Source organism: Flavimobilis soli, from assembly GCF_002564025.1.
Taxonomy (GTDB): Bacteria; Actinomycetota; Actinomycetes; order Actinomycetales; family Cellulomonadaceae; genus Flavimobilis; species Flavimobilis soli.
The window spans coordinates 2496337-2522253 of the sequence record NZ_PDJH01000001.1 but is presented as its reverse complement, the minus strand read 5'-3'; the positions used below and the strand labels follow the sequence as shown (position 1 = coordinate 2522253).

26 protein-coding genes and 1 tRNA gene are annotated in these 25917 nt (G+C 72.2%); 6 read left to right on the top strand and 21 right to left on the bottom strand.

Annotated features, from left to right (window positions below; genetic code table 11):
- Positions 1 to 151: 151 nt before the first annotated feature.
- From ATL41_RS11395 to mca, 3 genes are read right to left on the bottom strand one after another with little or no spacing between them, the layout of a single operon-like run.
- Positions 152 to 955: a nitrilase-related carbon-nitrogen hydrolase gene (locus ATL41_RS11395; protein ID WP_098458575.1), complete on the bottom strand. Its 804-nt coding sequence runs from the start codon at positions 953 to 955 to the stop codon at positions 152 to 154.
- Between the two features lies 1 nt (position 956).
- On the bottom strand, positions 957 to 1265 hold the full coding sequence (locus ATL41_RS11390) for a hypothetical protein (RefSeq protein ID WP_098458574.1): 309 nt from the start codon (positions 1263 to 1265) through the stop codon (positions 957 to 959).
- The gene (gene mca, locus ATL41_RS11385) at positions 1262 to 2146 is read right to left on the bottom strand and encodes a mycothiol conjugate amidase Mca (protein ID WP_098458573.1); all 885 of its coding nucleotides are present in this window, start codon (positions 2144 to 2146) and stop codon (positions 1262 to 1264) included. Before mca ends, ATL41_RS11390 begins: the two co-directional genes overlap by 4 nt.
- A 36-nt stretch (positions 2147 to 2182) precedes the next feature.
- Between mca and ATL41_RS11380 the strand changes: the two genes are divergently transcribed.
- Together ATL41_RS11380 and greA are read left to right on the top strand one after the other, a co-directional pair.
- A complete protein-coding gene (locus tag ATL41_RS11380) occupies positions 2183 to 2617 on the top strand; it encodes a DUF4307 domain-containing protein (protein ID WP_098458572.1) in 435 nt (144 codons plus the stop codon).
- Between the two features lie 168 nt (positions 2618 to 2785).
- Positions 2786 to 3271 (top strand): transcription elongation factor GreA, encoded by a 486-nt coding sequence (greA, locus tag ATL41_RS11375; protein ID WP_098458571.1) that lies wholly within the window; start codon positions 2786 to 2788, stop codon positions 3269 to 3271.
- Positions 3272 to 3387: 116 nt separating this feature from the next.
- Here greA and ilvA read toward each other — a convergent pair whose 3' ends face one another.
- Both ilvA and ATL41_RS11365 read right to left on the bottom strand, forming a co-directional pair.
- Complete coding sequence (gene ilvA / locus ATL41_RS11370) at positions 3388 to 4557, bottom strand: threonine ammonia-lyase (RefSeq protein WP_098459075.1); 1170 nt, start codon at positions 4555 to 4557, stop codon at positions 3388 to 3390.
- A 47-nt stretch (positions 4558 to 4604) separates the two neighbouring features.
- Entirely contained in the window at positions 4605 to 5927 is a 1323-nt protein-coding gene (locus ATL41_RS11365) for an AI-2E family transporter (protein ID WP_245854793.1), read from the bottom strand.
- A gap of 154 nt (positions 5928 to 6081) precedes the next feature.
- Between ATL41_RS11365 and msrA the strand changes: the two genes are divergently transcribed.
- On the top strand, positions 6082 to 6738 hold the full coding sequence (gene msrA, locus ATL41_RS11360; protein ID WP_245854792.1) for a peptide-methionine (S)-S-oxide reductase MsrA: 657 nt from the start codon (positions 6082 to 6084) through the stop codon (positions 6736 to 6738).
- A 72-nt stretch (positions 6739 to 6810) separates the two neighbouring features.
- On the top strand, positions 6811 to 8028 hold the full coding sequence (locus ATL41_RS11355; protein ID WP_098458569.1) for a pyridoxal phosphate-dependent aminotransferase: 1218 nt from the start codon (positions 6811 to 6813) through the stop codon (positions 8026 to 8028).
- Positions 8029 to 8224: 196 nt separating this feature from the next.
- Here the strand turns inward: ATL41_RS11355 and ATL41_RS11350 are convergent, their stop codons facing one another.
- A complete protein-coding gene (locus ATL41_RS11350; protein WP_245854791.1) occupies positions 8225 to 9184 on the bottom strand; it encodes a LysR substrate-binding domain-containing protein in 960 nt (319 codons plus the stop codon).
- A gap of 67 nt (positions 9185 to 9251) precedes the next feature.
- Here ATL41_RS11350 and ATL41_RS11345 point away from each other — a divergent pair, with 67 nt between their 5' ends.
- Positions 9252 to 9662, top strand: coding sequence for a DUF5997 family protein (locus tag ATL41_RS11345; RefSeq protein ID WP_098458568.1), 411 nt, complete (start codon positions 9252 to 9254; stop codon positions 9660 to 9662).
- Positions 9663 to 9735: 73 nt separating this feature from the next.
- Here the strand turns inward: ATL41_RS11345 and ATL41_RS13630 are convergent, their stop codons facing one another.
- From ATL41_RS13630 to ATL41_RS11330, 4 genes are all read right to left on the bottom strand, one after another.
- Positions 9736 to 9858 carry a hypothetical protein gene (locus ATL41_RS13630; RefSeq protein ID WP_281253875.1) on the bottom strand — a complete coding sequence of 41 codons (123 nt, stop codon included), beginning with the start codon at positions 9856 to 9858 and terminating at the stop codon, positions 9736 to 9738.
- A gap of 37 nt (positions 9859 to 9895) precedes the next feature.
- The gene (locus ATL41_RS11340) at positions 9896 to 10327 is read right to left on the bottom strand and encodes an Rdx family protein (protein WP_245854790.1); all 432 of its coding nucleotides are present in this window, start codon (positions 10325 to 10327) and stop codon (positions 9896 to 9898) included.
- Positions 10328 to 10329: 2 nt separating this feature from the next.
- Positions 10330 to 11526 (bottom strand): cystathionine gamma-synthase, encoded by a 1197-nt coding sequence (locus ATL41_RS11335; protein ID WP_098458567.1) that lies wholly within the window; start codon positions 11524 to 11526, stop codon positions 10330 to 10332.
- Positions 11527 to 11603: 77 nt separating this feature from the next.
- On the bottom strand, positions 11604 to 13010 hold the full coding sequence (locus tag ATL41_RS11330; protein ID WP_098458566.1) for a cystathionine beta-synthase: 1407 nt from the start codon (positions 13008 to 13010) through the stop codon (positions 11604 to 11606).
- Positions 13011 to 13086: 76 nt separating this feature from the next.
- Between ATL41_RS11330 and ATL41_RS11325 the strand changes: the two genes are divergently transcribed.
- Entirely contained in the window at positions 13087 to 14319 is a 1233-nt protein-coding gene (locus ATL41_RS11325; protein WP_098458565.1) for a class I SAM-dependent methyltransferase, read from the top strand.
- A gap of 11 nt (positions 14320 to 14330) precedes the next feature.
- On the opposite strand, the gene ATL41_RS11320 is transcribed toward ATL41_RS11325, so the two are convergent.
- The 11 genes from ATL41_RS11320 to ATL41_RS11270 all read right to left on the bottom strand — a co-directional run bounded on the left by ATL41_RS11320 (position 14331) and on the right by ATL41_RS11270 (position 25647).
- Positions 14331 to 15248 carry an LLM class flavin-dependent oxidoreductase gene (locus ATL41_RS11320; RefSeq protein WP_098458564.1) on the bottom strand — a complete coding sequence of 306 codons (918 nt, stop codon included), beginning with the start codon at positions 15246 to 15248 and terminating at the stop codon, positions 14331 to 14333.
- 123 nt (positions 15249 to 15371) lie between these two features.
- A complete protein-coding gene (locus ATL41_RS11315) occupies positions 15372 to 15773 on the bottom strand; it encodes an FKBP-type peptidyl-prolyl cis-trans isomerase (protein WP_098458563.1) in 402 nt (133 codons plus the stop codon).
- Between the two features lie 86 nt (positions 15774 to 15859).
- A complete protein-coding gene (locus ATL41_RS11310) occupies positions 15860 to 16669 on the bottom strand; it encodes a Bax inhibitor-1/YccA family protein (protein WP_098458562.1) in 810 nt (269 codons plus the stop codon).
- 194 nt (positions 16670 to 16863) lie between these two features.
- A tRNA-Leu gene (locus tag ATL41_RS11305) sits at positions 16864 to 16937 on the bottom strand.
- A gap of 80 nt (positions 16938 to 17017) precedes the next feature.
- A complete protein-coding gene (locus ATL41_RS11300) occupies positions 17018 to 18439 on the bottom strand; it encodes an NAD(P)/FAD-dependent oxidoreductase (RefSeq protein ID WP_098458561.1) in 1422 nt (473 codons plus the stop codon).
- A 77-nt stretch (positions 18440 to 18516) separates the two neighbouring features.
- On the bottom strand, positions 18517 to 19731 hold the full coding sequence (locus tag ATL41_RS11295) for an acyltransferase family protein (RefSeq protein WP_098458560.1): 1215 nt from the start codon (positions 19729 to 19731) through the stop codon (positions 18517 to 18519).
- Positions 19724 to 20677, bottom strand: coding sequence for a Ppx/GppA phosphatase family protein (locus tag ATL41_RS11290; RefSeq protein ID WP_245854789.1), 954 nt, complete (start codon positions 20675 to 20677; stop codon positions 19724 to 19726). The genes ATL41_RS11295 and ATL41_RS11290 overlap by 8 nt, the downstream gene beginning before the upstream one ends.
- Positions 20678 to 20747: 70 nt before the next feature.
- Positions 20748 to 21245 (bottom strand): DUF501 domain-containing protein, encoded by a 498-nt coding sequence (locus tag ATL41_RS11285; protein WP_181010261.1) that lies wholly within the window; start codon positions 21243 to 21245, stop codon positions 20748 to 20750.
- 106 nt (positions 21246 to 21351) lie between these two features.
- Positions 21352 to 21954: an FtsB family cell division protein gene (locus ATL41_RS11280; RefSeq protein WP_098458557.1), complete on the bottom strand. Its 603-nt coding sequence runs from the start codon at positions 21952 to 21954 to the stop codon at positions 21352 to 21354.
- A 161-nt stretch (positions 21955 to 22115) separates the two neighbouring features.
- Positions 22116 to 23396, bottom strand: coding sequence for a phosphopyruvate hydratase (eno, locus tag ATL41_RS11275; protein WP_098458556.1), 1281 nt, complete (start codon positions 23394 to 23396; stop codon positions 22116 to 22118).
- 160 nt (positions 23397 to 23556) lie between these two features.
- Entirely contained in the window at positions 23557 to 25647 is a 2091-nt protein-coding gene (locus ATL41_RS11270; RefSeq protein WP_169924561.1) for a carbohydrate binding domain-containing protein, read from the bottom strand.
- Positions 25648 to 25917 lie beyond the last annotated feature (270 nt).

Sequence of the window (25917 nt, the reverse complement as noted above, 5' to 3'; positions counted from 1 at the left end):
CCCGGCACGTCTCGGGCCCGCGCCTGACCTGTCGCGTGCTCTCGCGCTCGGCCCGTCCGCGCTGCTGAGCCCCGCACCGCTGGTCCCCCCGCAACGAGCGCTGCGGGCTCCCCGCTATGAGGTTCCCGCGGCGATCCCCTGCAGCGCGGGCTCAGCCGTCAGCGCGCTCGCGCGGCACGACGGCGAAGCGACGGTTCGCGAGCGACGGGTTGCGCTCACGCGCGCGGACGACGTCCGCGTGGTCCAGGTCGACCGTCACCTGACCGGGCTCGAGGCCGAGGCGCGCCCGGACCGACCCGTCCGGGCCGATCGCCGCGCTGCTGCCGCACACGCCGCGCCCAGCCATCCCGACCGCGACGACGAACGCCGTGCTCTCGATCGCCCGCGCCCGCGCGAGCACCGACCACTGCTCGACCTTGCCCGGCCCGGCAGCCCAGGCGGCGGGGCACAGCAGGACGTCGGCGCCGGCGTCGACCACGCGTCGCGCGGACTCGGGGAAGCGCAGGTCGTAGCAGGTGATGACGCCGACGGTCGCGTCGCCGACGCGCATCGTCGGCGGCTCGTCGAACGGCCCTGGCGCGAAGCGGTCGGACTCGCGCTCGCCGTACGCGTCGTACAGGTGCACCTTCCGGTAGACCCCCTGCAGGTCGCCCGTCGCGTCCACGAGCACGACGCCGTTGCTCGCCAGACCAGGCTCGTCGCTCCCGAGCGTCACGCCCGCGACGACCGCGACGCCGAGGCGTCGCGCCTCCGCGCGCAGCGCCGTGACGAACGGACCGTCCACGTGCTCCGCCGCGGCGACGTCAACGCCGCGCGGGTCGAAGAACGACGCGTACTCGGGCAGGACGACGAGGTCCGCGCCGTCCTCCGCCGCGCGCGCGAGCGCCGCGAGCGCGAGCTCACGGCACGCGGCAGCGTCGGCGACCGCTGCGACCTGCGCGAGGGAGACGCGCACGTCAGCCGTCGGTGCGGTCCGGCGTCGGGCCCTGGTCGGCGGCCGAGCCTGCGTCTGCGGACCCCTCGCCCTCGCCCGCGCGCGCCGCCTCGGCGCGCTCCGCGAAGCGCAGCCGGCGCACGCGGCGGTTCATCGAGAACCAGCCGAGGATGCACACGACCGCGATGAAGAAGATCGCGAGGAAGCCGATCAGTCCCGGCGTCACGTCGTACTCGTTGAGGTCGCCGCGCAGGACGTCCGTCGGCGACGGGCTCGGGGTCACGGTCTCGAAGGTGAGCACCACCGGGTGCGGGGCGAGCTGGACGGTCATGCGATCTCCTCGTGGCGGATCCCGGCGAACAGGTCGTCCTCGGGGAGGGTGGTGGGGACGCGGGAGTCGGCGAGCTCGAACTCCTCGACCGGCCAGACCTCGACCTCGAGGTCGCGCGGCGTGCCGAAGAAGAACCCGTCCGGGTCGATCTGCGTCTCGTGCGCGATGAGCGCGCGGTCACGTCGGTCGAAGTAGTCGGAGCACGGCACCGCGGTCGTCGCCTGTCGTTCGACGATCTCGCGCGCCGCACGCGTCTCGACCCACTCGCCGAACGGCGACTCGAGGCCGGCGTCCGTCATCGCCTCGTGGACCGTGCGGATGCGCTTCATCGAGAAGTCGTGGTTGTAGTACAGCTTGAGCGGCGTCCAGGGCTCGCCCTGGTCGCGGTACCGCTCCGCGTCGCCAGCGGCGTGGTACGCCTCGAACGCGACCCGGTGGCACATGACGTGATCCGGGTGCGGGTAGCCCCCCGACGGGTCGTACGTCGTCATGACGTGCGGGCGGAACTCCCGGACGATCTCGACGAGCGGCGCTGCCGCCTCCTCGAGCGGGACGAGCGCGAAGCAGCCCTCGGGCAGCGGCGGGAGCGGGTCCCCCTCCGGGAGGCCCGAGTCGACGAACCCGAGCCAGCGGTGCTGGACGCCGAGCGCCTCCGCTGCTGCGGCCATCTCGACGCGGCGGATCGCCGCCATCTCCTCGAGCGTCGACGGACGCAGCGTGCAGCTCGGGTTGAGGATCGAGCCGCGCTCACCTCCCGTGCAGGAGACGACGAGGACCTCGACACCCTCCGCGGCATAGCGGGCGGTCGTCGCCGCCCCCTTGCTCGACTCGTCGTCCGGGTGCGCGTGCACCGCGAGCAGGCGCAACGGCGTCGAGGACATAAGCCACTTCCCTTCGAGGTGAGAGACAATGATTCTATGTCCGAGACCTCCCCCAGCGGCCCGTCGACCGATCCGGCCCCGGCGCCGCTCGCCGAGCGGTACGGGACCGTCGCGCCCGACGCCCGCGCCCGCCGCCTGCGCGTCGCCGCCCTGTGGACGATCGGCGTCGTCGGCACCGTCCTTGCCGCGTGGAGCGGCTGGAGCATGGTCGCGAGCGAGAAGTTCACGACGCAGGACGTCGGCTTCTCGGTGCAGAGCTCTGAGGTCGTGACCGTCACGTTCAACGTCACGAAGGACGCCGACCTCACGCTCGACTGCCGCGTCGTCGCGCTCAACACCGCGTACGGGCAGGTCGGCTACCGCGACGTCACGATCGGCCCCGGCACGTCGGAGCGCGAGACGTTCACGGTCGAGGTGCGCACGTCCGAGCTCGCGACGACCGGCATGGTCGACAGCTGCACCGCTCGCTGACGCCCTCGGACGTGGCAGGGCCTCGCGCCGGACGCGGGGCACCGGCTATGCTGAGTGTTTCGACCGCTGTCCTGGACCTCGCGCGGGCTCGCGCAGGAGACACGGCAGCACATCTGGCGCACGGTGACTGACCGTGCGCCTACTTCTTTACTGACGGAAGGAGCGATCGTGGCCGAGACCACCGCCGCCACGTGGCTGACCCAGGAGGCCTACGACCGGCTGAAGGCCGAGTACGAGCACCTCACCGGCGAGGGCCGCATCGAGATCGCCACGCGCATCGCCCAGGCACGCGACGAGGGCGACCTGAAGGAGAACTCCGGCTACCACGCCGCCCGCGAGGAGCAGGCGAAGCAGGAGGCGCGCATCCGCGAGCTCAAGGCGAAGCTCGAGAACGCGCAGATCGGCACCCCGCCGGACGACGGCGTCGTCGAGCCCGGCATGGTCGTCGTCGCCGAGGTCGCGGGTGACGACATCGAGTTCCTCCTCGGCTCGCGCGAGATCGCCGGCACGACCGACATCGCGGTGTACTCCGACAAGTCGCCGCTCGGTTCCGCGATCAACGGGCGCGCCGTGGGCGAGACCGTCTCGTACAACGCGCCGAACGGTGCCGAGATCACCGTCGTGATCAAGAGCGCCAAGCCGTTCCAGGGCTGACGCAGCGCTGTCGAAGGCCCCGGTCACCTCGCGGTGCCCGGGGCCTTCGTGCGTGCGGGGCGGGCGCGCCGGGAGGGCCGCACGTGCGCCGCACGTCCGCGCCGGGCGCCGCCGCGTCAGCGCTCGTCGGGCAGCACGTACCCCTGGCGGCGCAGGTGGTCGAGGAGCTCGGCGCAGTGCTCGTGGCCCTTCGTCTCGACCTGCGCGACGACCTCGACCTCGTCGATCGCAAGGTGCGGGCCCGTGCGGACGTGCTCGACGTGCATGACGTTCCCGCCGACCTCCGCGAGGTCGAGCATGAGGTTCGCGAGCGCGCCCGGCCGGTCGGTCAGCAGCACCCGGACCTGGAGGTAGCGGCCCGCGGACGCGAGGCCGTGCCGGACGACGCGCAGCAGGACGACAGGGTCGATGTTGCCGCCGGACAAGACGCACACGACCGGTCCCTCGACGCTGTGCGGCTCGGCGATGAGCGCCGCCACGCCCGCCGCGCCGGCAGGCTCGACGAGCAGCTTCGCGCGCTCTGCGACGAGCAGCAGGCCGCGCGAGAGGTGCTCTTCGGATACCGTGCGCACCTCCGCGTTCCCGTGCGCGATGACGTCGAACGGGACCTGCCCGGGAAGCCCGACGGCGATGCCGTCCGCCATGGTCGAGCGCGGCTCGACCGCCGCGGGGGCGCCGTCGTGCAGCGAGCGCGGATACGCGGCCATGCGCTCGGCCTGGACGCCGACCACGCGCACGTGCGGGGCGAGGTGGCCGAAGGCCGCCACGAGACCCGCGGCGAGGCCTCCCCCGCCCACAGGAACGAGGACCGTCGCGACGTCGGGCACCTGCTCGAGGATCTCGCACGCGATCGTCGCCTGGCCCGCGACGATGTCAGGGTGGTCGAACGGGTGGATGAGCACCGCGCCCGTCGCACGCGCGTGCTGGTGCGCCGCCGCGAGCGCGTCGTCGACGCTCGACCCGACGAGCCGCACCTCCGCGCCGTACTCGCGCGTCGCCGCGACCTTCGGCAGGGAGGCGTCGGTCGGCATGTAGACGACGGCATGGATCCCAAGGTTCTTCGCCGCGACCGCGACGCCCTGCGCATGGTTGCCGGCGCTCGCCGCGACGACGCCGTGGCGTCGCTCCTCCTCGCTCAGCCGCGCCATGCGGACGTACGCGCCACGCACCTTGAAGGAGCCGGCGCGCTGGAGGTTCTCGCACTTGAGCAGCACACGCTGCCCGGTCAGCTCGCTCAGGACCCGGCTCGTCTCGACGGGCGTGCGTACGACGACACCCTCGAGCATGCGCGCGGCGTCGAGGATCGACTCGCGCGTCACCGCGCCCGTCGCCGTCACAGGTCGCCCTTCCGAGCCGCTTCCGTGGCGTCGTCCTCCTCCGCCGCGGAGTAGTCGGGGCCGTCGTCCGCGCCACGGCGCAGCGCGCGGGCACGCGCGCGCAGCTCCGCCTCGGCCGTGGGTCTCACGGTGAGGCGGTCGTCGATGCCGAGGTCGGGGAACTTGTCGTGCCCGTGGAAGAACAGGATCACCGTGTTGAGCACCGCGGCGACCGGCACGGCGAACAGCGCACCCACGATGCCGGCATACATCGTCCCGCCGGTCACGACGAGCAGGACGGCCACCGGGTGCAGCGCGACCGCGTGGCCCATGAGGAACGGCTGGAGGACGTTGCCCTCGATCTGCTGGACGGCGAGCACGATCACGAGCATGATCACCGCCGTCACCCAGCCCTTGACGACGAGCGCCACGAGCACGGCGATCGCGCCCGTGACGAGCGCACCGACGAACGGGATGAACGAGCCGACGAACACGAGGATGCCGAGCGGGAGCGCGAGCGGCAGGCCCAGGATCGCGGCGCCGACGCCGATGCCGGTCGCGTCGACGGCGGCGACGAGGATCTGCGTGCGCGTGTAGGCCGCGAGCGTGACGAGGCCGCGGCGGCCGGCCTGATGCACCTGCTGGCGCGCCTGGCGCGGCAGCAGGCCGACGACCCAGGTCCAGATCGCGCGACCGTCGAGCAGGAAGAAGAAGGTGCAGAACAGGGCGATGACAGTGCCCGTCAGGACGCCCGTGACGGTCGCGGTCACGCTCGCCGCGCCCGCGAGGATCGTGCCGAGGTTGTCCTCGATCGCGGTCCGGGCGCTCTCGATCGCCTCGTCGAGCTTCTGCACGTCGAGCTCGAGCGGGCCCGTCGACAGCCAGTCGATCGCCTGGTTGAGGCCCTCGGACGCCTGGTTCGACAGGTCTGCGAAGCCGGTGACGATCGAACGTCCGGCGATGAACACGAGCCCGAAGATCACGGCGAGCAGGCCGACGACGGCCACCGCGGAGGCGAGCGCACGCGGGAAGCGCAGGTGACGCTGCAGGCCCTTGACGAGCGGCGCGAGCAGCACGGTGAACAGGAGCGCGACCGAGATCGGGATGAGGAGCGGGCTGAACGTCTGGACGAGCCAGATGGACGCCGCGACCCCGAGGCCGATGAGGAGCAGGCGCCACGTCCACGCGGCGGCGCTCTGGACCACGGGCGGGATCGTGTCGACGGCCCGGAACTCCTTGGGCCCTGGCACCGGGCGCTCACGCACCTCGACGGCACCCGCACCGGCATCCGTCCCGCCGCTCGTGACCTCGTCCGTCGTCCGGCTGTCCTTCGCGCTCACTTGACCTCCCCGCCTGCCGCTCCGCCGCTCGGGAGCACCCGACCAGCCTACGGTCCAGACGGGCTCCTGACAGGCGGGAACATCCGCGCGCGTCTCCGTGTTGTCGGAAGGTGCTGCCACCGCCGTGCGTGCGCAGCGAGCGAGGGAGGTCGTCATGCTCGAAGGTCTGTTCGGTTCGTCAGCGAGGTCCACGATGGTCAGCCGCGAGCGCGCGCTCGCAGGACGCGACGCGTCGGCGTACCCGGTCCCCGGCACGCACGCCGTCCTCGGCACCTCGCTGCAGGGCCCCTGGCCCGAGGGAACCCGCGTGATCTACCTCGCGCTGGGCTGCTTCTGGGGCGCGGAGAAGCTCTTCTGGGAGCTGCCCGGCGTCGTGACGACCGCGGCCGGCTACCAGGGCGGGTACACGCGCTTCCCGACGTACGAGGAGACGTGCACGTCGCTGACCGGCCACACCGAGACGGTGCTCGTCGCGTACGACCCGTCCGTCGTGAGCGACGAGGACGTCCTGCGGGCGTTCTGGGAGAACCACGACCCGACGCAGGGCTACCGCCAGGGCAACGACGTCGGCACGCAGTACCGCTCGGCGGTCTACTGGACGACGCCGGAGCAGGAGGAGGTCGTGCGCCGCACGCACGCGCTGTTCCAGGAGCGTCTGCGCGAGCGCGGGTACTCGGACATCACCACCGAGCTGCGCCCGGCGGACGAGGCGGGGCCCTTCTACTACGCCGAGGAGCACCACCAGCAGTACCTGCACAAGGTGCCGAACGGTTACTGCCCCGTCCACGCGACGGGAGTGCGCTGCGGCTGACGCGCTGGTCCTCCGAGGGTCGGAGAGCGGACGCCTCGGAAATGGCATTGCTCGAGAGTGCCAGAATGGCTCATGCGCTCCATCACACAGAGCAGGAAGCTCAAGAACGTCCGGTACGACGTCCGAGGCCCGATCCTCGTCGAGGCGCAGCGCCTCGAGGCGCTCGGCCACAAGATCCTCAAGCTGAACATCGGCAACCCGGCGCCGTTCGGCTTCGAGGCACCCGCGACCATCGCGGCAGACGTCATCCACCATCTTCCTGAGGCGCAGGGCTACTCGGACTCGCGCGGCATCTACTCGGCGCGCACCGCCGTCGCGCAGTACTACCAGGCCGAGGGCCTGACGGACACGCACGTCGAGGACGTGTTCATCGGCAACGGCGTCTCCGAGCTCATCACGATGGCGCTGCAGGCGTTCGTCGACGACGGCAACGAGATCCTCGTGCCCGCTCCCGACTACCCGCTGTGGACCGGCGCGGTGACGCTCACGGGCGGAACCCCGGTGCACTACCGGTGCGACGAGACGAACGGCTGGAACCCGGACCTCGAGGACATCGAGTCGAAGATCACCGAGAACACGTACGGTCTCGTGCTGATCAACCCGAACAACCCGACGGGCGCCGTCTACTCGGAGGAGACGGTCAAGGGCATCGTCGACATCGCGCGGCGCCACGACCTCGTGATCTTCTCCGACGAGATCTACGAGAAGATCCTGTACGACGGCGCGCAGCACCACCACACCGCCAAGTACGCGGGCGACGACGTGCTGTGCCTGACGTTCTCCGGTCTGTCGAAGGCGTACCGCGTGTGCGGCTACCGCTCAGGCTGGCTCATGATCTCGGGGCCCAAGCACCTCGCGACGGACTTCATCGAGGGCCTGACCCTCATGGCGAACATGCGCATGTGCGCGAACGTCCCGGCGCAGCACGCGATCCAGACCGCGCTCGGGGGCTACCAGTCGATCAACGAGCTCATCGTCCCCGGTGGGCGGTTCTACGACCAGGCGATGCTCGCGGACAAGCTGCTCAACGAGATCCCGGGCGTGACGTCGGTCAAGCCGCGCGGTGCGCTGTACTGCTTCCCCAAGCTCGAGCCCGAGGCGTACGACATCAAGGACGACGAGGCGTTCGCGCTCGACCTGCTCCGGTCGAAGCACATCCTCGTGACGCACGGGACGGGCTTCAACTGGTTCGAGCCGGACCACTTCCGGCTCGTCGCGCTCCCGGACGTGAAGATGCTCGAGGAGGCGATCGGCCGCATCGCCGAGTACCTCGAGGAGATCCGGCTCTAGGACGGGGCGGCCCGCGCCGCTACCTTCCGCCGTCGGACGCCGCCTTCGGACGCCGCGGTCGGACTCGGCCGCCGGCCTTCTCCGCCGAGGTAGGGGCGTGCACGCGAGACAGGGCCCTGCAGCCCCTACCTCGCGTCGAAGGCCCTACCTCGCGGGCATGGCCCGACGTCGAGGCTTCAGCCTCGCCCGACCCAGGTCAGCGCTTGCGGCCCTTACCGCCGCCCTTGCTGAGCTTGCCGGGCTTCTTGGCCTTCGCGGCCTTCTTGCCCATGGCCTTGGCGCGGGCGGCCTCGTTGCGCTCGGCGACCTTGCGGGCGCGCGCGGCCTTGTGGTCCTCGGCCTTGCGCGCGGCCGCAGCCTTGGCCCGGCGCTCCTTCTCGGCGCGCGTGAGGGGCGCCGCCTGGCGCTCTCCCCCGCCCGCGGCCTGCTGCGTGTCGGTCGCGGCAGCACCGCGCGAGCTGTTGACCGAGCGGCCGCGCACGATACCGACGAGCTCCTCGGCGAGCGGGTGCGCCCCCTCGACCGGCCACACGAGGCTCACGCCCGACGTCGGCCCGCCTGCGTAGGGCACGTGCACGACGTCCTTGCGGTGGTGCAGCCGCGCGACGGACATCGGCACGACGACCACGCCCACTCCCGCAGCGACGAGCGCGATCGCGGCCGCGGCGTCGGCAGGGCGCTCGACCGCCGGGAGACCGGGCGGGGTGCCGCGGTCGGCGTCGGCCGCGTCGTCCCCGACGCCTGCCCAGTCGAACGGGTCGTCGAGCGGGTGCAGCACGACCTCCTCGGCGAGGTCGACGATCGTCACCTCGTCCGCGAGGGACAGCAGGTGCTCCTTGCCCACGACGACGACGGGCACCTCGTCGTACAGCGGGATCGCGTGGAGAACCTTGGCGCGGGCGTGCGGCGTGCCGGGGCGGCCCGTGCGCACGACCGGGCGACGCACGAGGGCGGCGTCGACGACGCCGTCACGCACGCTCGCGCCAGCGTCGAGCGCGGCGATCGGCACGAGCTCGAGCGGCACCGTGAGCCGGTCGCGCCACGTGCGCACCCACTTCGCGGGGGTCACGCCCGGCGCGAAGCCGAGCCGGAACGCCTGCGGGGCGGCGGCTGCCTCGGGCTCGGTCGGCACGGTCTCGTGCGGGGTCTCGTCCACCTGCCAAGGCTACTGGTCGGTTCCGCGGCATCCCGCGGCCAGCCCGCACGCCGATAGGATGGACCCCATGACCTCACGCAAGAGCCCGCAGTCGATGAAGGCCGCCACCGCGGCGAAGAAGCTGGGCGTGTACCTCCCCGCGACCCCGGAGGACTTCCAGCAGCGCCTCATCACCCGCGACGAGCTCGACGCGCTCCAGGCGAACCCGCCGCAGTGGCTCGCCGACCTGCGCCGTGAGGGTCCGCACCCGCGACCCGTCGTCGCCGCACGTCTCGGCATCTCGATCGCGGGTCTCGCCCGCGGCGGCGTCGCCGACCCGCTGACGACCGAGCAGATCAACGAGCTGCGCGAGTCGAACCCCGCATGGCTGCAGCGCGAGCGCGAGACGGCCGCCGAGGTGCGCCGCGAGGAGGAACGGATCAAGGCCCGCGACGCCGAGGCCGCGAAGAAGGCGGCCCGCAAGGCGCCTCGCGCCTGACTGCCGCACGCGTCCGGGAGGGCGCGGCATCTGAACGCCTGAGCCGGGCGCGCGTCCAGGACGCGCGCCCGGCTCAGCTGTCGTCGGGCACGAGGTCGGGCCAGTCCGGGTTGACCGCGATCTCCCAGCGGTAGCCGTCGACGTAGAAGCGCCGCGAGCGCGGCACGTCCGCGACCCCGAGGGTCACGACCGTCACCCGCGGCTGCACGACCGCTCCGTCGTCCGCCGCGCGCTCATGCGCCACCTGCTGTCTCGCGCGAGCGCTCCGAGTGCCCGAGGGGCCTGCCCGGAGCGACGACGTCGCGCACGAGGCGCTTGAGCGTCGTGATCTCGGGGAACCCACCGTCGGTGCGCCGGTCCCAGACGAGCTGGTCGTCGACCCGGACCTGGAACACGCCGCCGCGGCCGGGGACGAGCGCCACCTCGGTCTCCTCGGGGAACGTCGTGAGGATCTCCTGGGCCATCCAGGCCGCCCGCGCGAGCCACCGGCACTGCGTGCAGTACGTGAGGGCGACGCGGTGCGCGCCGCGAGCCGGCGCGTTGTCGCTCGCCGCCGGGGCAGCCTCCCGCGCGGTGCGTGCGGCTGCCCCGGACGCAGGGCGCGCGGCCGTCGTCATCCCGACCGGGGGGACGGTCGGGACGTCGACGGGGCAGCTGTCCGTCATCGTCAGCCGAGCGCCTGGGTGAGGTCCGCGATCAGGTCGTCGAGGTCCTCGATACCGACGGACAGACGGACGAGGTCGTCCGGGACCTCGAGAGCCGAGCCGACGACCGACGCGTGCGTCATGCGGCCCGGGTGCTCGATGAGCGACTCGACGCCGCCGAGCGACTCCGCGAGCGTGAACACGCGTGTGCGGTCGACGACCTCGAGCGCCGAGTCGAGCGAGCCCGTGCGGAAGGAGATCATGCCGCCGAACGCGCGCATCTGTCGGCTGGCGACCTCGTGGCCGGGGTGCGACTCGAGGCCCGGGTAGAGAACCTCGGTGACGGCGGGGTGCGTCTCGAGGAACGTCGCGACGGCGAGCGCGTTGGCGCTGTGGCGCTCCATGCGGACGCCGAGCGTCTTGAGGCCGCGCAGCGTGAGCCACGCGTCGAACGGGCCCGCGACGGCGCCCGCCGCGTTCTGCAGGAAGCCGACGGCGTCCGCGAGGCTGGTCGTGCCCGTCGGGCCGACGACGCCGCCCGGGAGCTCGGCGCCCGCCCCGACGACCACGGCCCCGCCGACGACGTCAGAGTGCCCGCCGACGTACTTCGTCGTCGAGTGGACGACCACGTCCGCGCCGAGAGCGAGCGGCTGCTGCAGCGCGGGCGAGGCGAACGTGTTGTCGACGACGAGGAGCGCTCCGGCGTCGTGCGCGACCTTGGCGACCGCCGCGATGTCGGTGATGCCGAGGAGCGGGTTGGACGGCGTCTCGACCCAGACCACGGTCGTCTGGCCGGGGCGGATCGCCTCGGCGACGGCCTGCGGGTCGGACGTGTTGACCGGGGTGTGGCCGACGTCCCACGCGCCGTGCACGCGGGCGACGAGACGGTACGTTCCGCCGTACGCGTCGTCGGGCATGACGACGTGACCGCCCGGTCGCGTGAGCGCGCGCAGGAGGACGTCCTCGCCGGCGAGGCCGGACGAGAACGCGAACGCGCGCTCCCCTCCCTCGACCGCGGCGAGCGCGGTCTCGAGCGCGGTGCGCGTCGGGTTGCCGGAGCGGGAGTACTCGTACCCGCCGCGCAGCCCGCCGACCCCGTCCTGCTTGTACGTCGAGACCTGGTAGATCGGAGTGACGACGGCGCCCGTCGTCGTGTCCGGGTCCTGGCCCGCGTGGATGGCCTTGGTGGAGAAACCTGCGTCGTCCCAGTGTGCGTTCACGTCTCCGAGGCTACGCGGACGCTCTGACACCGGCCCACGAAGGGCGCGTCACGCCAGCACGTGAGACGGCGCGCGGCTCAGCCTGCGAGATATCCCAGCAGGTCGTGCCGCGTGAGCACGCCGACGGGGTGCCCGTCGTCGACCACCATGAGCGCGTCCGCGTCGTGCAGCGCGGCGCGCACCGCCTCGAGCGGCTCACCCGAGCCGATCTTCGGCAGCGCCGCCGCCATGTGCGCCCCGACCGTGTCGGTCAGCTGCGCGCGACCGGAGAACACGGCGTCGAGCAGGTCGCGCTCGCTCACCGAGCCCGCGACCTCACCGATGACGACGGGCGGCTCCGCGAGCACGACCGGCATCTGCGAGACGCCGAACTCGCGCAGGATCTCGATCGCGTCGCGCACCGTCTCGGTCGGGTGCGTGTGCACGAGGGCGGGCAGGTCGCCCGACTTGCCGCGCAGCACGTCCCCAGCCGTGACACCCTGGCCCGCGTCGAGGAAGCCGTACGAGCGCATCCACGTGTCCGAGAAGATCTTCGACATGTACCCGCGGCCCGAGTCGGGCAGCAGCACGACGATCACCGCGCGCCTCGCGGCCTCCGGGTCCTCGTCCTCGAGGCGACGGGCGAGCCGCAGGGCCGCCTCGACGGCCATGCCGCACGAGCCGCCGACGAGGAGCGCCTCCTCGAGCGCGAGGCGACGTGTCATCGCGAACGAGTCGGCGTCGGAGACGGCGATGATCTCGTGCGGGACGGCCGGGTCGTAGGCCTTCGGCCAGAAGTCCTCGCCGACGCCCTCGACGAGGTACGGGCGGCCTGTGCCGCCCGAGTAGACCGACCCCTCGGGGTCGGCGCCGACGATGCGGACCTCCCCGCCGTCCTCGAGCGCACGGTCGGCGGACACCTCGCGCAGGAAGCGGCCGGTGCCCGTGATGGTGCCGCCCGTCCCGACGCCCGCGACGAGGTGGGTGACCTTGCCGTCCGTGTCGGCCCAGATCTCGGGTCCGGTCGTCGCGTAGTGCGACGCGGGCCCGTTGAGGTTGGAGTACTGGTCGGGCTTCCACGCGCCGGGCGTCTCGCGGACGATCCGGTCGGAAACCGAGTAGTAGGAGCTCGGGTCGTCAGGCGCGACGGACGTCGGCGTGACGACGACCTCGGCACCGTACGCGGCGAGCACGTCACGCTTGTCCTGGCTCACCTTGTCCGGGCACACGAACACGCAGCGATAACCCTTGCGCTGCGCGACCATCGCAAGGCCGACCCCCGTGTTGCCGCTCGTCGGCTCGACGATCGTGCCGCCCGGCTGCAGCTCCCCCGAGGCCTCTGCGGCTTCGATGATGCGCAGGGCGATGCGGTCCTTGATGGAGCCGCCGGGGTTGAGGTACTCGACCTTGGCGAGGATGGTCGCGGAGAGGCCCGCGGTGACGGTGTTCAGCCGGACGAGAGGGGTGTTCCCGACCAGCTCGCTGACGTGCTCGGCAAACTTCATGCGCCCACGCTAGCCGCTCGGCCGCTGTCGGTCTGCCCCGCGCGGCGAGCGTCCGGGGTGCGGGAGAATCGGGACCATGCCGCTCGTCCTCCCGCCCGCCGTCGACCCCGTCCTCGACGGCCTGAGCCGCTGGCCCGACGTCGGGGCGGACCTCGTCGCGGTCGACGCCGCCGACCGGCTCCTGCTCGCCGAGGCTGCGCCGCTGCTCGCGACGTGCGGCCCGGGCGAGGTCGTCGTGATCGACGACGCGTACGGGGCGCTCGCGCTCGGCGCCGTCGCGCTCGGCGCACGCGACGTCCGCGTGCACACGGACGCGGTAACGAGCGAGCGCGCGATCCTCGCGAACGCGGCGCGGCTCGACGGCGTCCCGCGGCCCGGGGACCCCGCGACGCGTGCGACGTCGCTGCCGGGCGCGGAGGGCCGGGACATGCCGGCGCTTCTCCCCGAGCTGCGGGTCGAACCCGCACTGACGCCGTCAGTCGTCGGGGGCGCGCGGCTCGTCCTCGCGCGGCTCCCCCGCGCTCTCGACGCGCTCGCCGAGCAGGCGGCGCTCGTCGCCGACCACGCCGCCGCTGACGTCACGTTCCTCGCGACGGGCCGCCTCAAGCACATGACCCGCAGCATGAACGAGGTGCTCGCCTCCCGGTTCGACGACGTGCGCGCGACCCTCGCGCACGGCAAGTCGCGCGCGCTCGTCGCGCGCTCCCCGCGCCCGGCGCCCGCAGGCGCCGTCCCGTTCCCCCGCTCGGTGCACCACGGCGACGTCGGCCTGGACGTCGTCGCGCACGGTGCGGCGTTCGCGGGGACGAGCCTCGACATCGGCACGCGCTTCCTGCTGACCTTCCTCGACGACGTCGCCGCGGACCTCCCCGAGGGCGGCACCGGGCTCGACCTCGGCTGCGGCACGGGACTGCTCGCCTCGGCCGTCGCGCGCGCGGTGCCGTCGGCGCGCGTCGTCGCGACCGACCGGTCGGCCGCTGCGGTCGCGTCGGCCGCGCTCACGGCGCGCGCGAACGGCGTCGGTGACCGGGTCGAGGTGCTGCGCGACGACGTCGCGGCCTCGGTCCCGGACGCGAGCGTCGACGTCGTCGTGTGCAACCCGCCGTTCCACGCGGGGGCGGCGATCAGCACGGACATCGCGTCGGCGATGTTCCGCGCGGCCGCGCGCGTGCTGCGCCCTGGCGGGGTGCTGTGGACGGTCTACAACACGCCGTTGCGGTACCGCGGCGAGCTGGGTCGCGTCGTCGGGCCGACGACCCACGCGGGGCAGAACCCCAAGTTCACCGTCACGCGCTCGGTCCGCGGGTAGCCCGCGGCTCGTCAGAGCGCACGCAGCCGCGGGAGCGCCGCGGCGACCTCGGCGAGGATCGCCGGGTCCCCCGCGTAGAGCCCGTCCGGTCGCGGCCGGTGCACGACGACGTCGGTGAAGCCGAGCTCGGCCGCGCGGCCGACCATGTGCTCGAGCCGGGCGACCCCCTCGAGGTGCCCGCCGTCGCCGGCAGGCCCGAGCGAGTAGGTGAACGAGTCGAGGGAGAGGTAGCGCGGGAACAGCTCGTGGTCCTCGACCGCGTCCTCGCGTCCGCCGCGGAGCAGCGCCTCGTCGAGGCGCGCGGTGAGCACCTCGAGACCGGCCCACCACGCCTCCTCGGACTCCATGTCCTCGAGGCCGGTCGTGACCCAGCCGCTGCCGTGGCGCACGGCGACGTCGAGCGCGCGCGGGCCGTTGGCCGCGACGAGGAGCGGCGGTGGACCGTCGAGGGGACCGGGGAAGGTGCGGGCGTCGACGGCCGTGTAGAACTCGCCGACGTGGTCCGTGACGGGCTGGGTGAGCATCGTCGTGAGGAGGGTGCAGAACTCGTCGAGGCGCCGCACGCGCTGCCCGGGCGTGAGCTCGTCCTGGCCGAGGACGGCGGCGTCGAAGCCGCGCCCGCCAGCACCGATGCCGAGGAGGAGGCGCCCGCCGGACATGTCGTCGAGCGTCATGACGTCCTTCGCGAACGTCACGGGGTGGCGGAAGTTCGGGGACGCGACGAACGTGCCGAGCGGGATGCGCTCGGTCGCGAGGGCCGCGGCCGTCAGCGTGGGGACGGTCGCGAACCATGGCTCGCCCGCGAGCGTGCGCCACGCGAGGTGGTCGTACGTCCAGGCGTGGTCGAAGCCGAGCTCTTCGACCTCCCGCCACATGGGTGCGGCCTCGGGCCACCGGTACTGGGGAAGGATGCAGACGCCGACTCGCATGCGGCCACGATAGTGCGGCCGTGCAGGCCGGTGACGTCCACCGGTCCGGCGCGGCGTCGGGGCCGGTACGCACGCAGGGCCGGACCTCGGTGGAGGTCCGGCCCTGCGTGAGGGGTGCTGGTGTCAGCTGACGCCGAGGATGTCGACGACGAAGACGAGGACGTCGTCGCCACCGATGCCGGCCTGCGGCACGCCTCGCGAGCCGTAGCCGTGGTGCGGCGGGATCGACAGCAGGACGCGGGAGCCGACCTGCTGGCCGACGAGGCCCTGGTCCCAGCCGCCGATGACGGCGCCGACGCCGATCGGGAAGTCGATCGACGCGCCACGGTCGTAGGAGTTGTCGAAGACGTGACCGCCCCAGGTCTGACCCAGGTAGTTCACGACGATGGTGTTGCCGGCCTCGACGGTGTCGCCGGAGCCCTGGACGAGCACCTTGATCTCGAGCTCTTCAGGTGCTGCTGCGTCGGGGAACGTCAGGACCGGCTTGTCGCCGAACCCACCGGACGCCTGGGGAAGTGAAGCCATGACTGCCTCTCGTCGTCGGTCGGGCGCGCGGGAGCGCGACCGTGGTCAAGCCTAGGGCGCTCGCAGGGGCGCCGCAGACGGGTCGGTCAGTCGCGCCCGGAGAGCAGCGCGAAGATGCGGAGGAACTCGGTGTAGAGCCACACGAGCGTGAGGATGAGGCCGAAGGCCGCGCTCCACGCGAAGTTCCGCGGGGCACCGGACTCGACGCCGCGCTTGATGGAGTCGAAGTCCATGACGAGCGAGTACGCGGCGAGCACGACGGCGAGAGCACCGATGACGACGCCGAGCGGCAGGCCGGCGATCGTGATCTCGGAGCGCAGGCCCCACGCGGCGTCGGTCGCGCCGAACAGCATCATGCCGAGGTTGACCAGGCTGAACACGGCGTAGCCGATCATCGCGACGAGGAAGATCTTGGTCGCCTTGGCGGACACGCGGACCTTGCCCGACGCGAAGAGGGCGAGGGTGACGCCCGCGGTGACGACGGTGGCGATGAGCGCTTGCATCGCGATGCCCGGGTACACCGAGTCGAGGATCGCGCTCAGACCACCGAGGAACACACCCTCCGCGACGGCGTACGCCGTGATGAGCGCGGGGCTCGGGGTCTTCTTGAAGATGTTGACGAGGGCCAGCACGAAGCCGACGCCGAGGCCGACGAGGTACAGGCCGGGCATCGCGTCCGTGAGCTGCCAGGTGATGGCCGCGACGATGACGAGCAGGCCGAGCAGGCCGCCGGTCTTCACGATGACGTCGTCGTAGGTCAAGCGGTTCGTCTGCACCGGCGTCGCGGACGGCGCACCGTACATGGCGTCGAGGGTCGCAGGGCTGACGGAAGCCTCGCCGCGGCGCTTCACCGGGTCGGCGAAGACGGGGTTGGATCCGAAGGCGGGGTTGGACACTGGTCCTCCAGGGGGCCGGGTGTGTTCACGAGGCGCCTGGATGACGCCCCTGCACGCTGAACGCGCGAGGTGGTCGATCCGTTCCCGGCTCTGCCGGGCGGTCCGCCCGCACGCTGCGTGCGCCGATCCTACTGGCCGGATCTGGGCGGCACCTGGGTGTTCTCCTGCTCGTCTCGCGGAAGGGGCAGAACCGGTGCCCCCGGTGGGACTCGAACCCACACTCGGTCGGGTTTAAGCCGACTGCCTCTGCCGGTTGGGCTACGGGGGCGTGCCGCCGGGCGGCACCGCCCGAGCATAGCGAGAGGGGACGGCCCGCCGGGCCGTCCCCTCTCGTGTGCTGCTGCGTGCTTACTTGCTCTCGGCCGCAGGCTTCGCCGGAGCGGCGGGCCGCGGCGCGGACGCGGCGCGGAAGGACGCGCGCGGGTCGTGGATCGAGCCGAGCGAGATGACCTCGCGGCGCAGGAACAGCGCGCCGGTCCAGCCCGCCATGATGCGGATCTTGCGGTTCCAGGTCGGCATCGCCATGACGTGGTAGGTGCGGTGCAGGACCCACGCGAGCGGGCCGCGGACCTTGATGCGGCCGAACATCTGGGCGACGCCCTTGTACATGCCGAGCGACGCGACGGCGCCGACGTTCTTGTGGCTGTACTCGGTCGGCTCCGCGCTGCGCAGCACCTTGGCGAGGTTGTCGCCGAGGTGGTTCGCCTGGCGGATCGCGTGCTGGGCGTTCGGCGGGCAGAACTTGCCCGGGTTGAGCAGGTCCGGGACGGCGGCGCAGTCACCGGCGGCCCACGCGTCGGGCACGACGTTGCCCTCGGCGTCGACGACCTGGAGCGTCGGCAGGCAGGTCACGCGACCCATCTGGTCGAGCGGCAGGTCGGAGTCCTGGAGGACCGGGTTGGCCTTGACGCCGGCGGTCCACACGATCGTGTCGGCGTCGAACTCGACCTTGTTGGAGAGCACGACGTGCCCGTCCACGCACGAGTTCAGGAACGTCGAGAGGTGGATCTCGATGTTGCGCTTGCGCAGCACCTCGAGGGTGTAGCCACCGAGCTCCTCGGACACCTCGGGCAGGATGCGGGGCGAGCCCTCGACAAGCACGAAGCGCAGGTCGGCGGCGTCGAGCTCGGGGTAGTACTTGACCGCGGCGCGGGCCATGTCCTCGACCTCGCCGAGCGCCTCGATGCCGGCGAAGCCACCACCGACGAAGACGAAGGTGAGCATGCGCTTGCGCACCTCAGGGTCCCAGGTGGACGACGCGACGTCGATCCGGTTGAGCACCTGGTTGCGGACGGCGATGGCCTCCTCGACCGTCTTGAAGCCGATCGCCTGCTCCGCGAGGCCCGGGATGGGCAGCGTGCGGGCGACCGAGCCGAGACCGACGATGAGGTGGTCGTAGGTGATCGAGTACGCCTCGCCACCCTCGGGCTGGATCGTGACCTTGCGGTCGGCGTGGGCGATGCCGGTGACCATGCCCTGGAGCAGGTCGACGTTCTTCATCGCGCGGCGCAGCGGGGCGACGACGTGACGGCCGTCGATCGAGCCGGCTGCGGCCTCCGGGAGGAAGGGCGCGTAGGTCATGTAAGGACGCGGGTCGACGACGACGATCGCCGCCTCGCGCTTCCCCAGACGCTTGCGAAGACGACGGGCGGAGTAGAGGCCGACCGAGCCACCGCCGAGGACGACGATGCGCGGGACCTTGCGGGGCTTCGGCTTGGCCGGTGCCTGGTTCTGGGCAGCGTCCACCGAGGACAGTTCATTCTGGGGCATGAGTCAATGCTAATACGCCCTCGCCTGCGCGCATCCGTCTCGTCCGTCACACGGGACCGGGGCGGGCCTGACGATGCTCAGCGGACCGCGCGAGCCCGTCGCCGCTGGTCCCACGCGCTGCGCATCCGCCTCTCGACGGGACGCTCGACACCGGCGTGCAGCGCCCAGGCGGCCGCGAGGGACAGGACGAACGCGAGGACGGTGGCGGCCAGCCCGGCGAAGCCCTGCTGACGGCCGAGAAGGGCGACCAGGCCGTACACGACCGTCGCGTGGACGAGGTAGAACGCGAACGACCACTCCCCCAGCCGTACGGCGAACCGGCCCGCGAGGCGGCTCGGCCGCCCCTCGAGCTCACGCACGGCGACCGCGACGACGAGGGCCGCCGTCCCGACCGTCATCACTTCCTGGAGCCCGCCCGCGAGGCCACGCTGGACGGCCACCACGCCCTCGCTGAAGCCCGCGGACACGAGCACGTCGTCCCCGGCGAAGAACCACGCACCGAGCGCGACGACGCCGAACGCGACCGGCAGCACCGGCAGCCGGGGCCGCCAGCCGAGGGCGACGGCGCGGGCGAGCGCCATGCCGAGCAGGAACTCCGACAACCGCAGGACGGGCCACGGCAGCCCGCCGACCGAAGCACCGACGTCTCCCCCGGCGAGCACGAGCACCCGCACGAGCACCGCGACGCCGACGACGGCGCCCGCGACGGCGAGCGCTCCACGGCGCGTCGTGCGCGCGAGCGCGCGGTCCGCGGCGGGGTGCAGGGCGTAGAAGAAGGCCTCGCACGTCAGGGTCCACGCGGCCGGGTTGCCCGAGAACAGGACGCCCGGCTCGCGGGACCACCCCTGGAGCAGGAGCACCGAGAGGATGATCAGCACGGCGTCGAGCGGACGCACCCACGGCCCGGCGTCCTGGTCGAGCGCGAGCGTCGTGAAGACCGGGAGGGCGAGCGCGAGGGCGACGAGGTGCGCCGGGTAGATCCGCGCCACCCTCCGCCACCAGAACGTGGGAGCGTCCGGCGGCACGAAGCCCGGGACCGCTCGCCCCGAGGACCACGTGAGCACGAACCCTGACAGGACGAAGAAGAACGTCACGCCGTGCGTGCCGACCATCAGGGGGCGCGCGATCTCGGGAGGCAGGACGACGAGCTGACCGACGTGGTGCGCGAAGACCGCGAACGCGGCCCACCAGCGCAGGCCGGTGAGCGCGTCGAGGCGGACCGGGCGGCTCGCGGACGTGCCGGGCGCGGCGGCGCCGGGCCCGGAGACGGAGGGGGTGCCCCCGTCAGTCACGAGCGGCGGCGCTGAGGGCGATCCCGTCGAGGATGTCGTGCTCGCTCGTGACGACCGACGTCAGGGTGCCGCCGCGCGCCGCGACCTCGTCGCGCACGCGCGCGACGACCTCGGACCAGACGAGCGCCCCCGCCGCGATGACGTCCACGCGCCCGGGGTGCATGAAGCCGAGCGCCGCGCGCTCGTCGCGCGGCATGTGCACGAGGCTGTCACACGCCGCGAGGACGTCCTCGACGGGCAGGACCGCGCCGTTGATCTTGTCGCGGTCGTACACCGGCAGACCGAGCGCGTGCGCGGTCACCGTCGTGACCGAGCCGGCGAGCCCGACGAGCGTGACGGCCTGCCCCAGGTCGACGGTCTGCTGCGCCGTGTCGAGCGCGGCGCGGACGTCGGCGCGAGCGCCGGCCTCCTGCTCCGCGGTCGGCGGGTCGTCGTGCAGGTGGCGCTCGGTCATGCGGACGCAACCCACGTCCATCGAGTGCGCGGCGTCGGGCGTCGTCGTGCCGAGCACGAGCTCGGTCGAGCCGCCGCCCAGGTCGACGACGACGAACGGGCCGCCGTGCTCGCCCCCGAGGACGCTCGTCGCACCTGCGAAGGAGAGCTCGGCCTCCTCGTCGCCCGCGACCACCTCCGGCTCGACGCCGAGGATCTCGCGGACGCCGTCGACGAACTCCTGGCGGTTGCGCGCGTCACGCGTCGCGGACGTCGCGACGAAGCGGACATGCTCGGCGCCAAGCTCGGCGATCGTCGCCGCGTACTCGCGCGTCATCTCGAGCGTGCGGGCGAGCGCCTCCGGAGCGAGCTCGCCCGTGCGGTCCACCCCCTGCCCCAGACGCACGACCTCCATGCGGCGCACGAGGTCCGTCAGAGAGCCGTCCGGCGCCACGTCGGCGACGAGGAGGCGGATGGAGTTGGTCCCACAGTCGATGGCAGCTACGCGAGTCACGCGGAACATCCTCGCACCTGTCGCCGACGCTCCGCGCAGGACCGTCCGGCCCGCGTCGGGGCCAGGCGGTTCAGCAGAAGCAGCGGTCGCGGTTCCACGTGTCGCGGATCATCTCGAGCGCCTCGTCGCCGAGCGGCTGCACGCCCGGGCCCGCCGCGAGGGCGTGCCCGATGAGGACGTGCAAGCACTTCACACGCGTCGGCATGCCGCCGGCAGAGATGCCGTCGATCTCGTCGACGTGGCCGAGCTCCTCGCGCTGCGCGAGGTAGTGCTCGTGCGCGCGGCGGTACGCCGCGGCGAGCTCCTCGTCCTGCGTGAGCCGCTCGGACATCTCCTTCATGACGCCGTTGGCCTCGAGCGTGCTCGCGGCCGCCACGAGCACGGGATGCGTGAGGTAGTACGTCGTCGGGAACGGCGTCCCGTCGTCGAGCCGCGGCGCCGTGCGCACGACGAGCGGACGACCGCAGCGGCACCGCGCCGCGATGCCCACGACACCGCGGGGAAGCCGCCCCAGCTGCTCGGCGACGACTGCGAGGTCGCCGTCGGTCACGGTCGCGTCGTGCCCCAGGCGGGCGGTCGGGTCGTCGGCGGCAGGGTTCGCCGCAGGCTGGTCGTTCACGGGACTCCGTCAGTCGTCGGAAGGATGGGGCACCCCATTGTCGCGCACGCGCGGCTCAGGGGGCGTCGGGGTCGTCCTCGTCGTCGACGACGACGTCACCCGCGACCTCGAGGGAGTTCCAGATCGTCGAGTACCAGGGGGTGTCCGCGAAGCCGACGTCGACGGGGCCGTCCCCCTCCGGCTTGCCCGTCCCCGGGTTGACGGCGTCCTCGACCGTCTCGGGGTCGAGGACGCGGTACGCCGTCTCCCCCGGGTAGACGAACGCGAGGCGCTCGCGCGCCTGCGACGCGACGTACGCGTCGTCGGCGAAGCGGCGCCGCTGGTACTCGAGCTCCTCGTTGCGCTCGGTCGCTGCCGCGACCTGGTCGCGCAGCGCCTGGAGGTGGGCAGCCTGCGAGAAGTACGCGCGGACGGTCGGGAAGAGCATGACGAACGCGAGCATGACGACGATCGCGAGCGCGGCCGAACGCATCGTCAGGACGCGCGGCCACGACGAGCGGGGCCGCTCCGGGGGCGCGGCCGGGGTGCGCGCCGAGCGCGCCTCACGGCCGGCGGGGCGCGACGACGCGGGACGGCCGCCGTCGTTCCGCTGGGCGCGCGGCTTAGCGCCGCCAGCCCGCACGGGGCTGACGGGCGTCACGGGGCGCCGGGCAGACATGTCTCCATCCTCGCCCGCCGACGGCGTGAAAACCGTCAGCGACTCTCGGCAGCCGGGCGCAGGGAGGCTTCCTTCACCGAGCCCACACGGGCCCGGGGACGCCGGAGGCCGGCTCCCTGACGGGAACCGGCCTCCGGACGAGCTGTCGCGCTAGGCGAGCGTCACGCCTTCCAGCGCGGGAACGCCGAGGCGCCCGCGTAGGTGGCAGCAGCGCCGAGGTTGTCCTCGATGCGCAGCAGCTGGTTGTACTTGTTGATGCGCTCGCCACGGGCGGGGGCACCGGTCTTGATCTGGCCCGCGTTGACCGCGACCGACAGGTCGGCGATCGTCACGTCCTCGGTCTCGCCCGAGCGGTGCGACACCATCGCCGTGAAGCCGGCACGCTGCGCGAGCTGGACGGCCTCGAGGGTCTCGGTGAGCGAGCCGATCTGGTTGAGCTTGACCAGGAGCGAGTTGGCCGACTTGAGCTCGATGCCCTTGGCGAGGCGCTCCGGGTTGGTGACGAACAGGTCGTCGCCGACGATCTGGACCTTGTCGCCCACGGTCTCGACGAGCTTGGCCCAGTCCTCCCACTCGTCCTCGGACAGCGGGTCCTCGATGGAGACGAGCGGGTAGTCCGCGACGAGCTGCGCGTAGTACTCGATCATCTCGGCGCCGGTCTTCTGGCCGCCCTCGAACTGGTAGGCGCCGTCCTTGAAGAACTCGGTCGACGCGACGTCGAGCGCGAGCGCGACGTCGACGCCCGGCTTGTAGCCGGCCTTCTCGATCGCGACGAGGATCAGGTCGAGCGCAGCGCGGTTCGACGGGAGGTTCGGCGCGAAGCCACCCTCATCGCCGAGGCCCGTGGCCAGGCCCTCGCTCTTGAGGACGGACTTGAGGGAGTGGTAGACCTCTGCGCCCATGCGCAGGGCCTCCTTGAAGGAGGACGCGCCGATCGGCGCGATCATGAACTCCTGGATGTCGACGTTCGAGTCAGCGTGCGAGCCACCGTTGAGGATGTTCATCATCGGGACGGGCAGGACGTGGGCGTTCGGGCCGCCGACGTACTGGAAGAGCTCGAGACCGGCCGACTCGGCAGCGGCCTTCGCGACGGCGAGCGAGACGCCGAGGATCGCGTTGGCGCCGAGCTTGCCCTTGTTCGGGGTGCCGTCGAGCTCGATCAGGCGAGCGTCGATCGCGCGCTGGTCGCCAGCGTCGAAGCCGATGAGCTCGTCCTCGATCACGTCGTTGACGGCGTCGACGGCGCCCTGGACGCCCTTGCCGAGGTAGCGGCCCTTGTCGCCGTCACGGCGCTCGACTGCTTCGAAGGCGCCGGTGGAGGCACCGGACGGGACGCCGGCACGCGCGAACGTGCCGTCCTCGAGGACGACCTCGACCTCGACGGTCGGGTTGCCACGGGAGTCGAGGATCTCGCGGGCGTGCACGGCTTCGATGATGGCCACAGAAACTCCTTGAGAAGACTTGGTGGTTGTCGTCTCAATCCTAGGACCTCCCCGGCGCTGCCGTGGACCGTCTTTCGTCCTATGACCCGCTGCGGGCCGCGCGACGCCGCGGGCCCGGGGCGACGTTCGCCCCGGGCCCGCGGCCGCCGTCGTGCTGCGCTCAGCTGCTCGGGCAGGGGTTGGTCGACGAGACCTGACCGTCCTGGACGCGCGCTACCGCGCCGTTCAGGGTGTAGTCGCGGGTGCCGTTGTTGTCCCACGTGCCAGAGCCGTCGTTGAAGGCCGCGACGACGGTCTGGCCGCCGGACTCGACGGTGTGTCGGACCCAGCCGGAGCACGCGGGCGTCATCGAGACGCCGGGGACCGCCGTCCAGGATCCGGACCCGACCTTGTAGTGGATCTTCACCGAGCCCCACCGCGCCGGGTAGTAGACGGTCGTCGACGTCGTCGCGGACCGGCACGGGTCGCCTGCGCGCACGGCGCCGTTCTCGACGATGACCGACGCCCCGCTCAGGGTGTAGTCGCGCGAGCCGTTGTTGTCCCACGTGCCGGAGCCGTTGTTGAACGCGGCGGTCGCGCTCGTGGCGGAGCCCAGGTCGAGGTCGATCTTGGCGTAGCCGGTGCACGCCGGCGTCATCGCGCGGCCGGGCGCTGTCGTCCAGGCGCCCGACCCGACCCGGTAGTGGATGTTCGTCGTGCTCCAGGACGTCCGGTAGAAGACGGTCGTGCGGTTCTGCCCGGGGTCACCCGGCTCCCCGCCGCCGGGCGTCGAGGCGACGACGGCGAGCGCGAGCGCGCCGTACTGCGGGACGGTCGCGGTGAAGCGGCCGGAAGAGTCGACCGTGTACCGGGTGCCGGTCGCAGAGACGAGGTCGGTGTACTCCCCCGCCGGGAGCGACGTCTGGTACGTGCGCGTCACGGCGTTCGCACCGTTGTTGATCACGACGTAACCCTTGTCGCCGCGGCCGAACGCGATGTGGTTGTTGCCGTCGTCCCACCAGCTCGTCACCGACGTGCCGCTGACCGCGTTGCGGAACTTGACCATGCCCTGGATCTCGGGCTTGCGGTGCATGCACGTCCACACCGCGGTGTTGGAGCAGCTCGCGTCCGGGACGCGGGTCGCCGTCGAACCCGGCACGCCCGCGTCGCGGTCGGTGAACTTGTAGCCGGAGTACACGGTCGGCCACCCGTACGGGTAGGCGAGCATGAAGACGTTGCCGAGGATGTACTTCTGGCCCCACTGGTAGTTCATGGTGCCGTGACCGTCACGCTCCGTGTCGTGGTTGTCGACGAAGACGCCGGCACGGTCGGACGGAAGCAGGCCGTTGGTGATCCCGCGGATGCCGGCGATCGACCCGTCCATGTAGCTCTTGAGGTTCCGCGCGTACTGGAACTCGTGCGAGTCGCCTGAACCGAGGTATTCCGAGGGCTGGATCGGCTCGCCGGCCGAGCCGATGACCTCGTGGACCCAGAAGACGTTCGGGTTGCTCAGCCGCGACTTGATCGCCTCGAGGTCGGCGGCAGGGATGTGCTTGGAGGCGTCCATGCGGAAGCCGGCGACGCCGAGGCTCAGGAGGTCGTTGAGGTAAGCGGCGATGCGGTCGCGGACGGCGTTCGAGCCGGTGCGCAGGTCCTGCAGGGAGACGAGCCGGCAGTTCTGCACCTGGTAGCGGTCGCCGTAGTTGGAGATGTTCGAGCGGCAGTCGTTGAAGCTGCTCGCGTCGTAGATCCCCGGGAAGTTGTCGACGCCGAAGGTGCTGCCGCCCGTGCCGGTCCCCGAACCGGCGTCAGCGCCGGTCATGTGGTTGATGACGGCGTCGGCGATGATGCCCACGCCGGCGGCGCGGCACGTGTCGACCATGTTCTTGAACTCGGCACGCGTGCCGAGCTTGCTCTCCAGGCGGTAGCTGACCGGCTGGTACGACGTCCACCAGGCCGTCCCCTGGATGTGCTCCTGGGGCGGCGAGACCTGGACGTACGCGAAGCCCGCGGGTCCGATCGTCGACGTGCACTCGGCGGCGACCGAGCTCCACGTCCACTGGAACAGGTTGAGGGCGGTGCTGCCGCGACCGGGGACCTCGGGCGCGCCGAGCGCGACCGGGGCGGCGGCGACGGTCGCGGGCGCCGGGGCGGCGGCCGCGCCGCTCGCAAGGCCCGCTCCGGCGAGGAGGGCGGCGCCCGCGGCGATCGCGAACGCCTTGAGCCGCACGGACGACGGCGCTGTCGTTGTGGTGCTTCTTCTGATGAGCATCAAGCTGCCTCTCACGGGAAAAGGGCGCGCTCTCGTGGGCGAATCGTTCGACCTTGAGCGACCCGTACGATGCCGCTCCTCCCAGGCGACAGCCTGCATCTGCAGGCTCGGCCACCGTAGGCATGCCCGCAACCTCGCCGCAACCGTTCCGAGCGTTTGCAGAAGGAACCCGTTCCACTAGCCTGGGTGGCACAACTCCATCGAGGGCGATGGCGAGATTCCGCGGCTCGGACACCTGCAACGTTGCAGCAACGTGCTGCGCGCCGACGC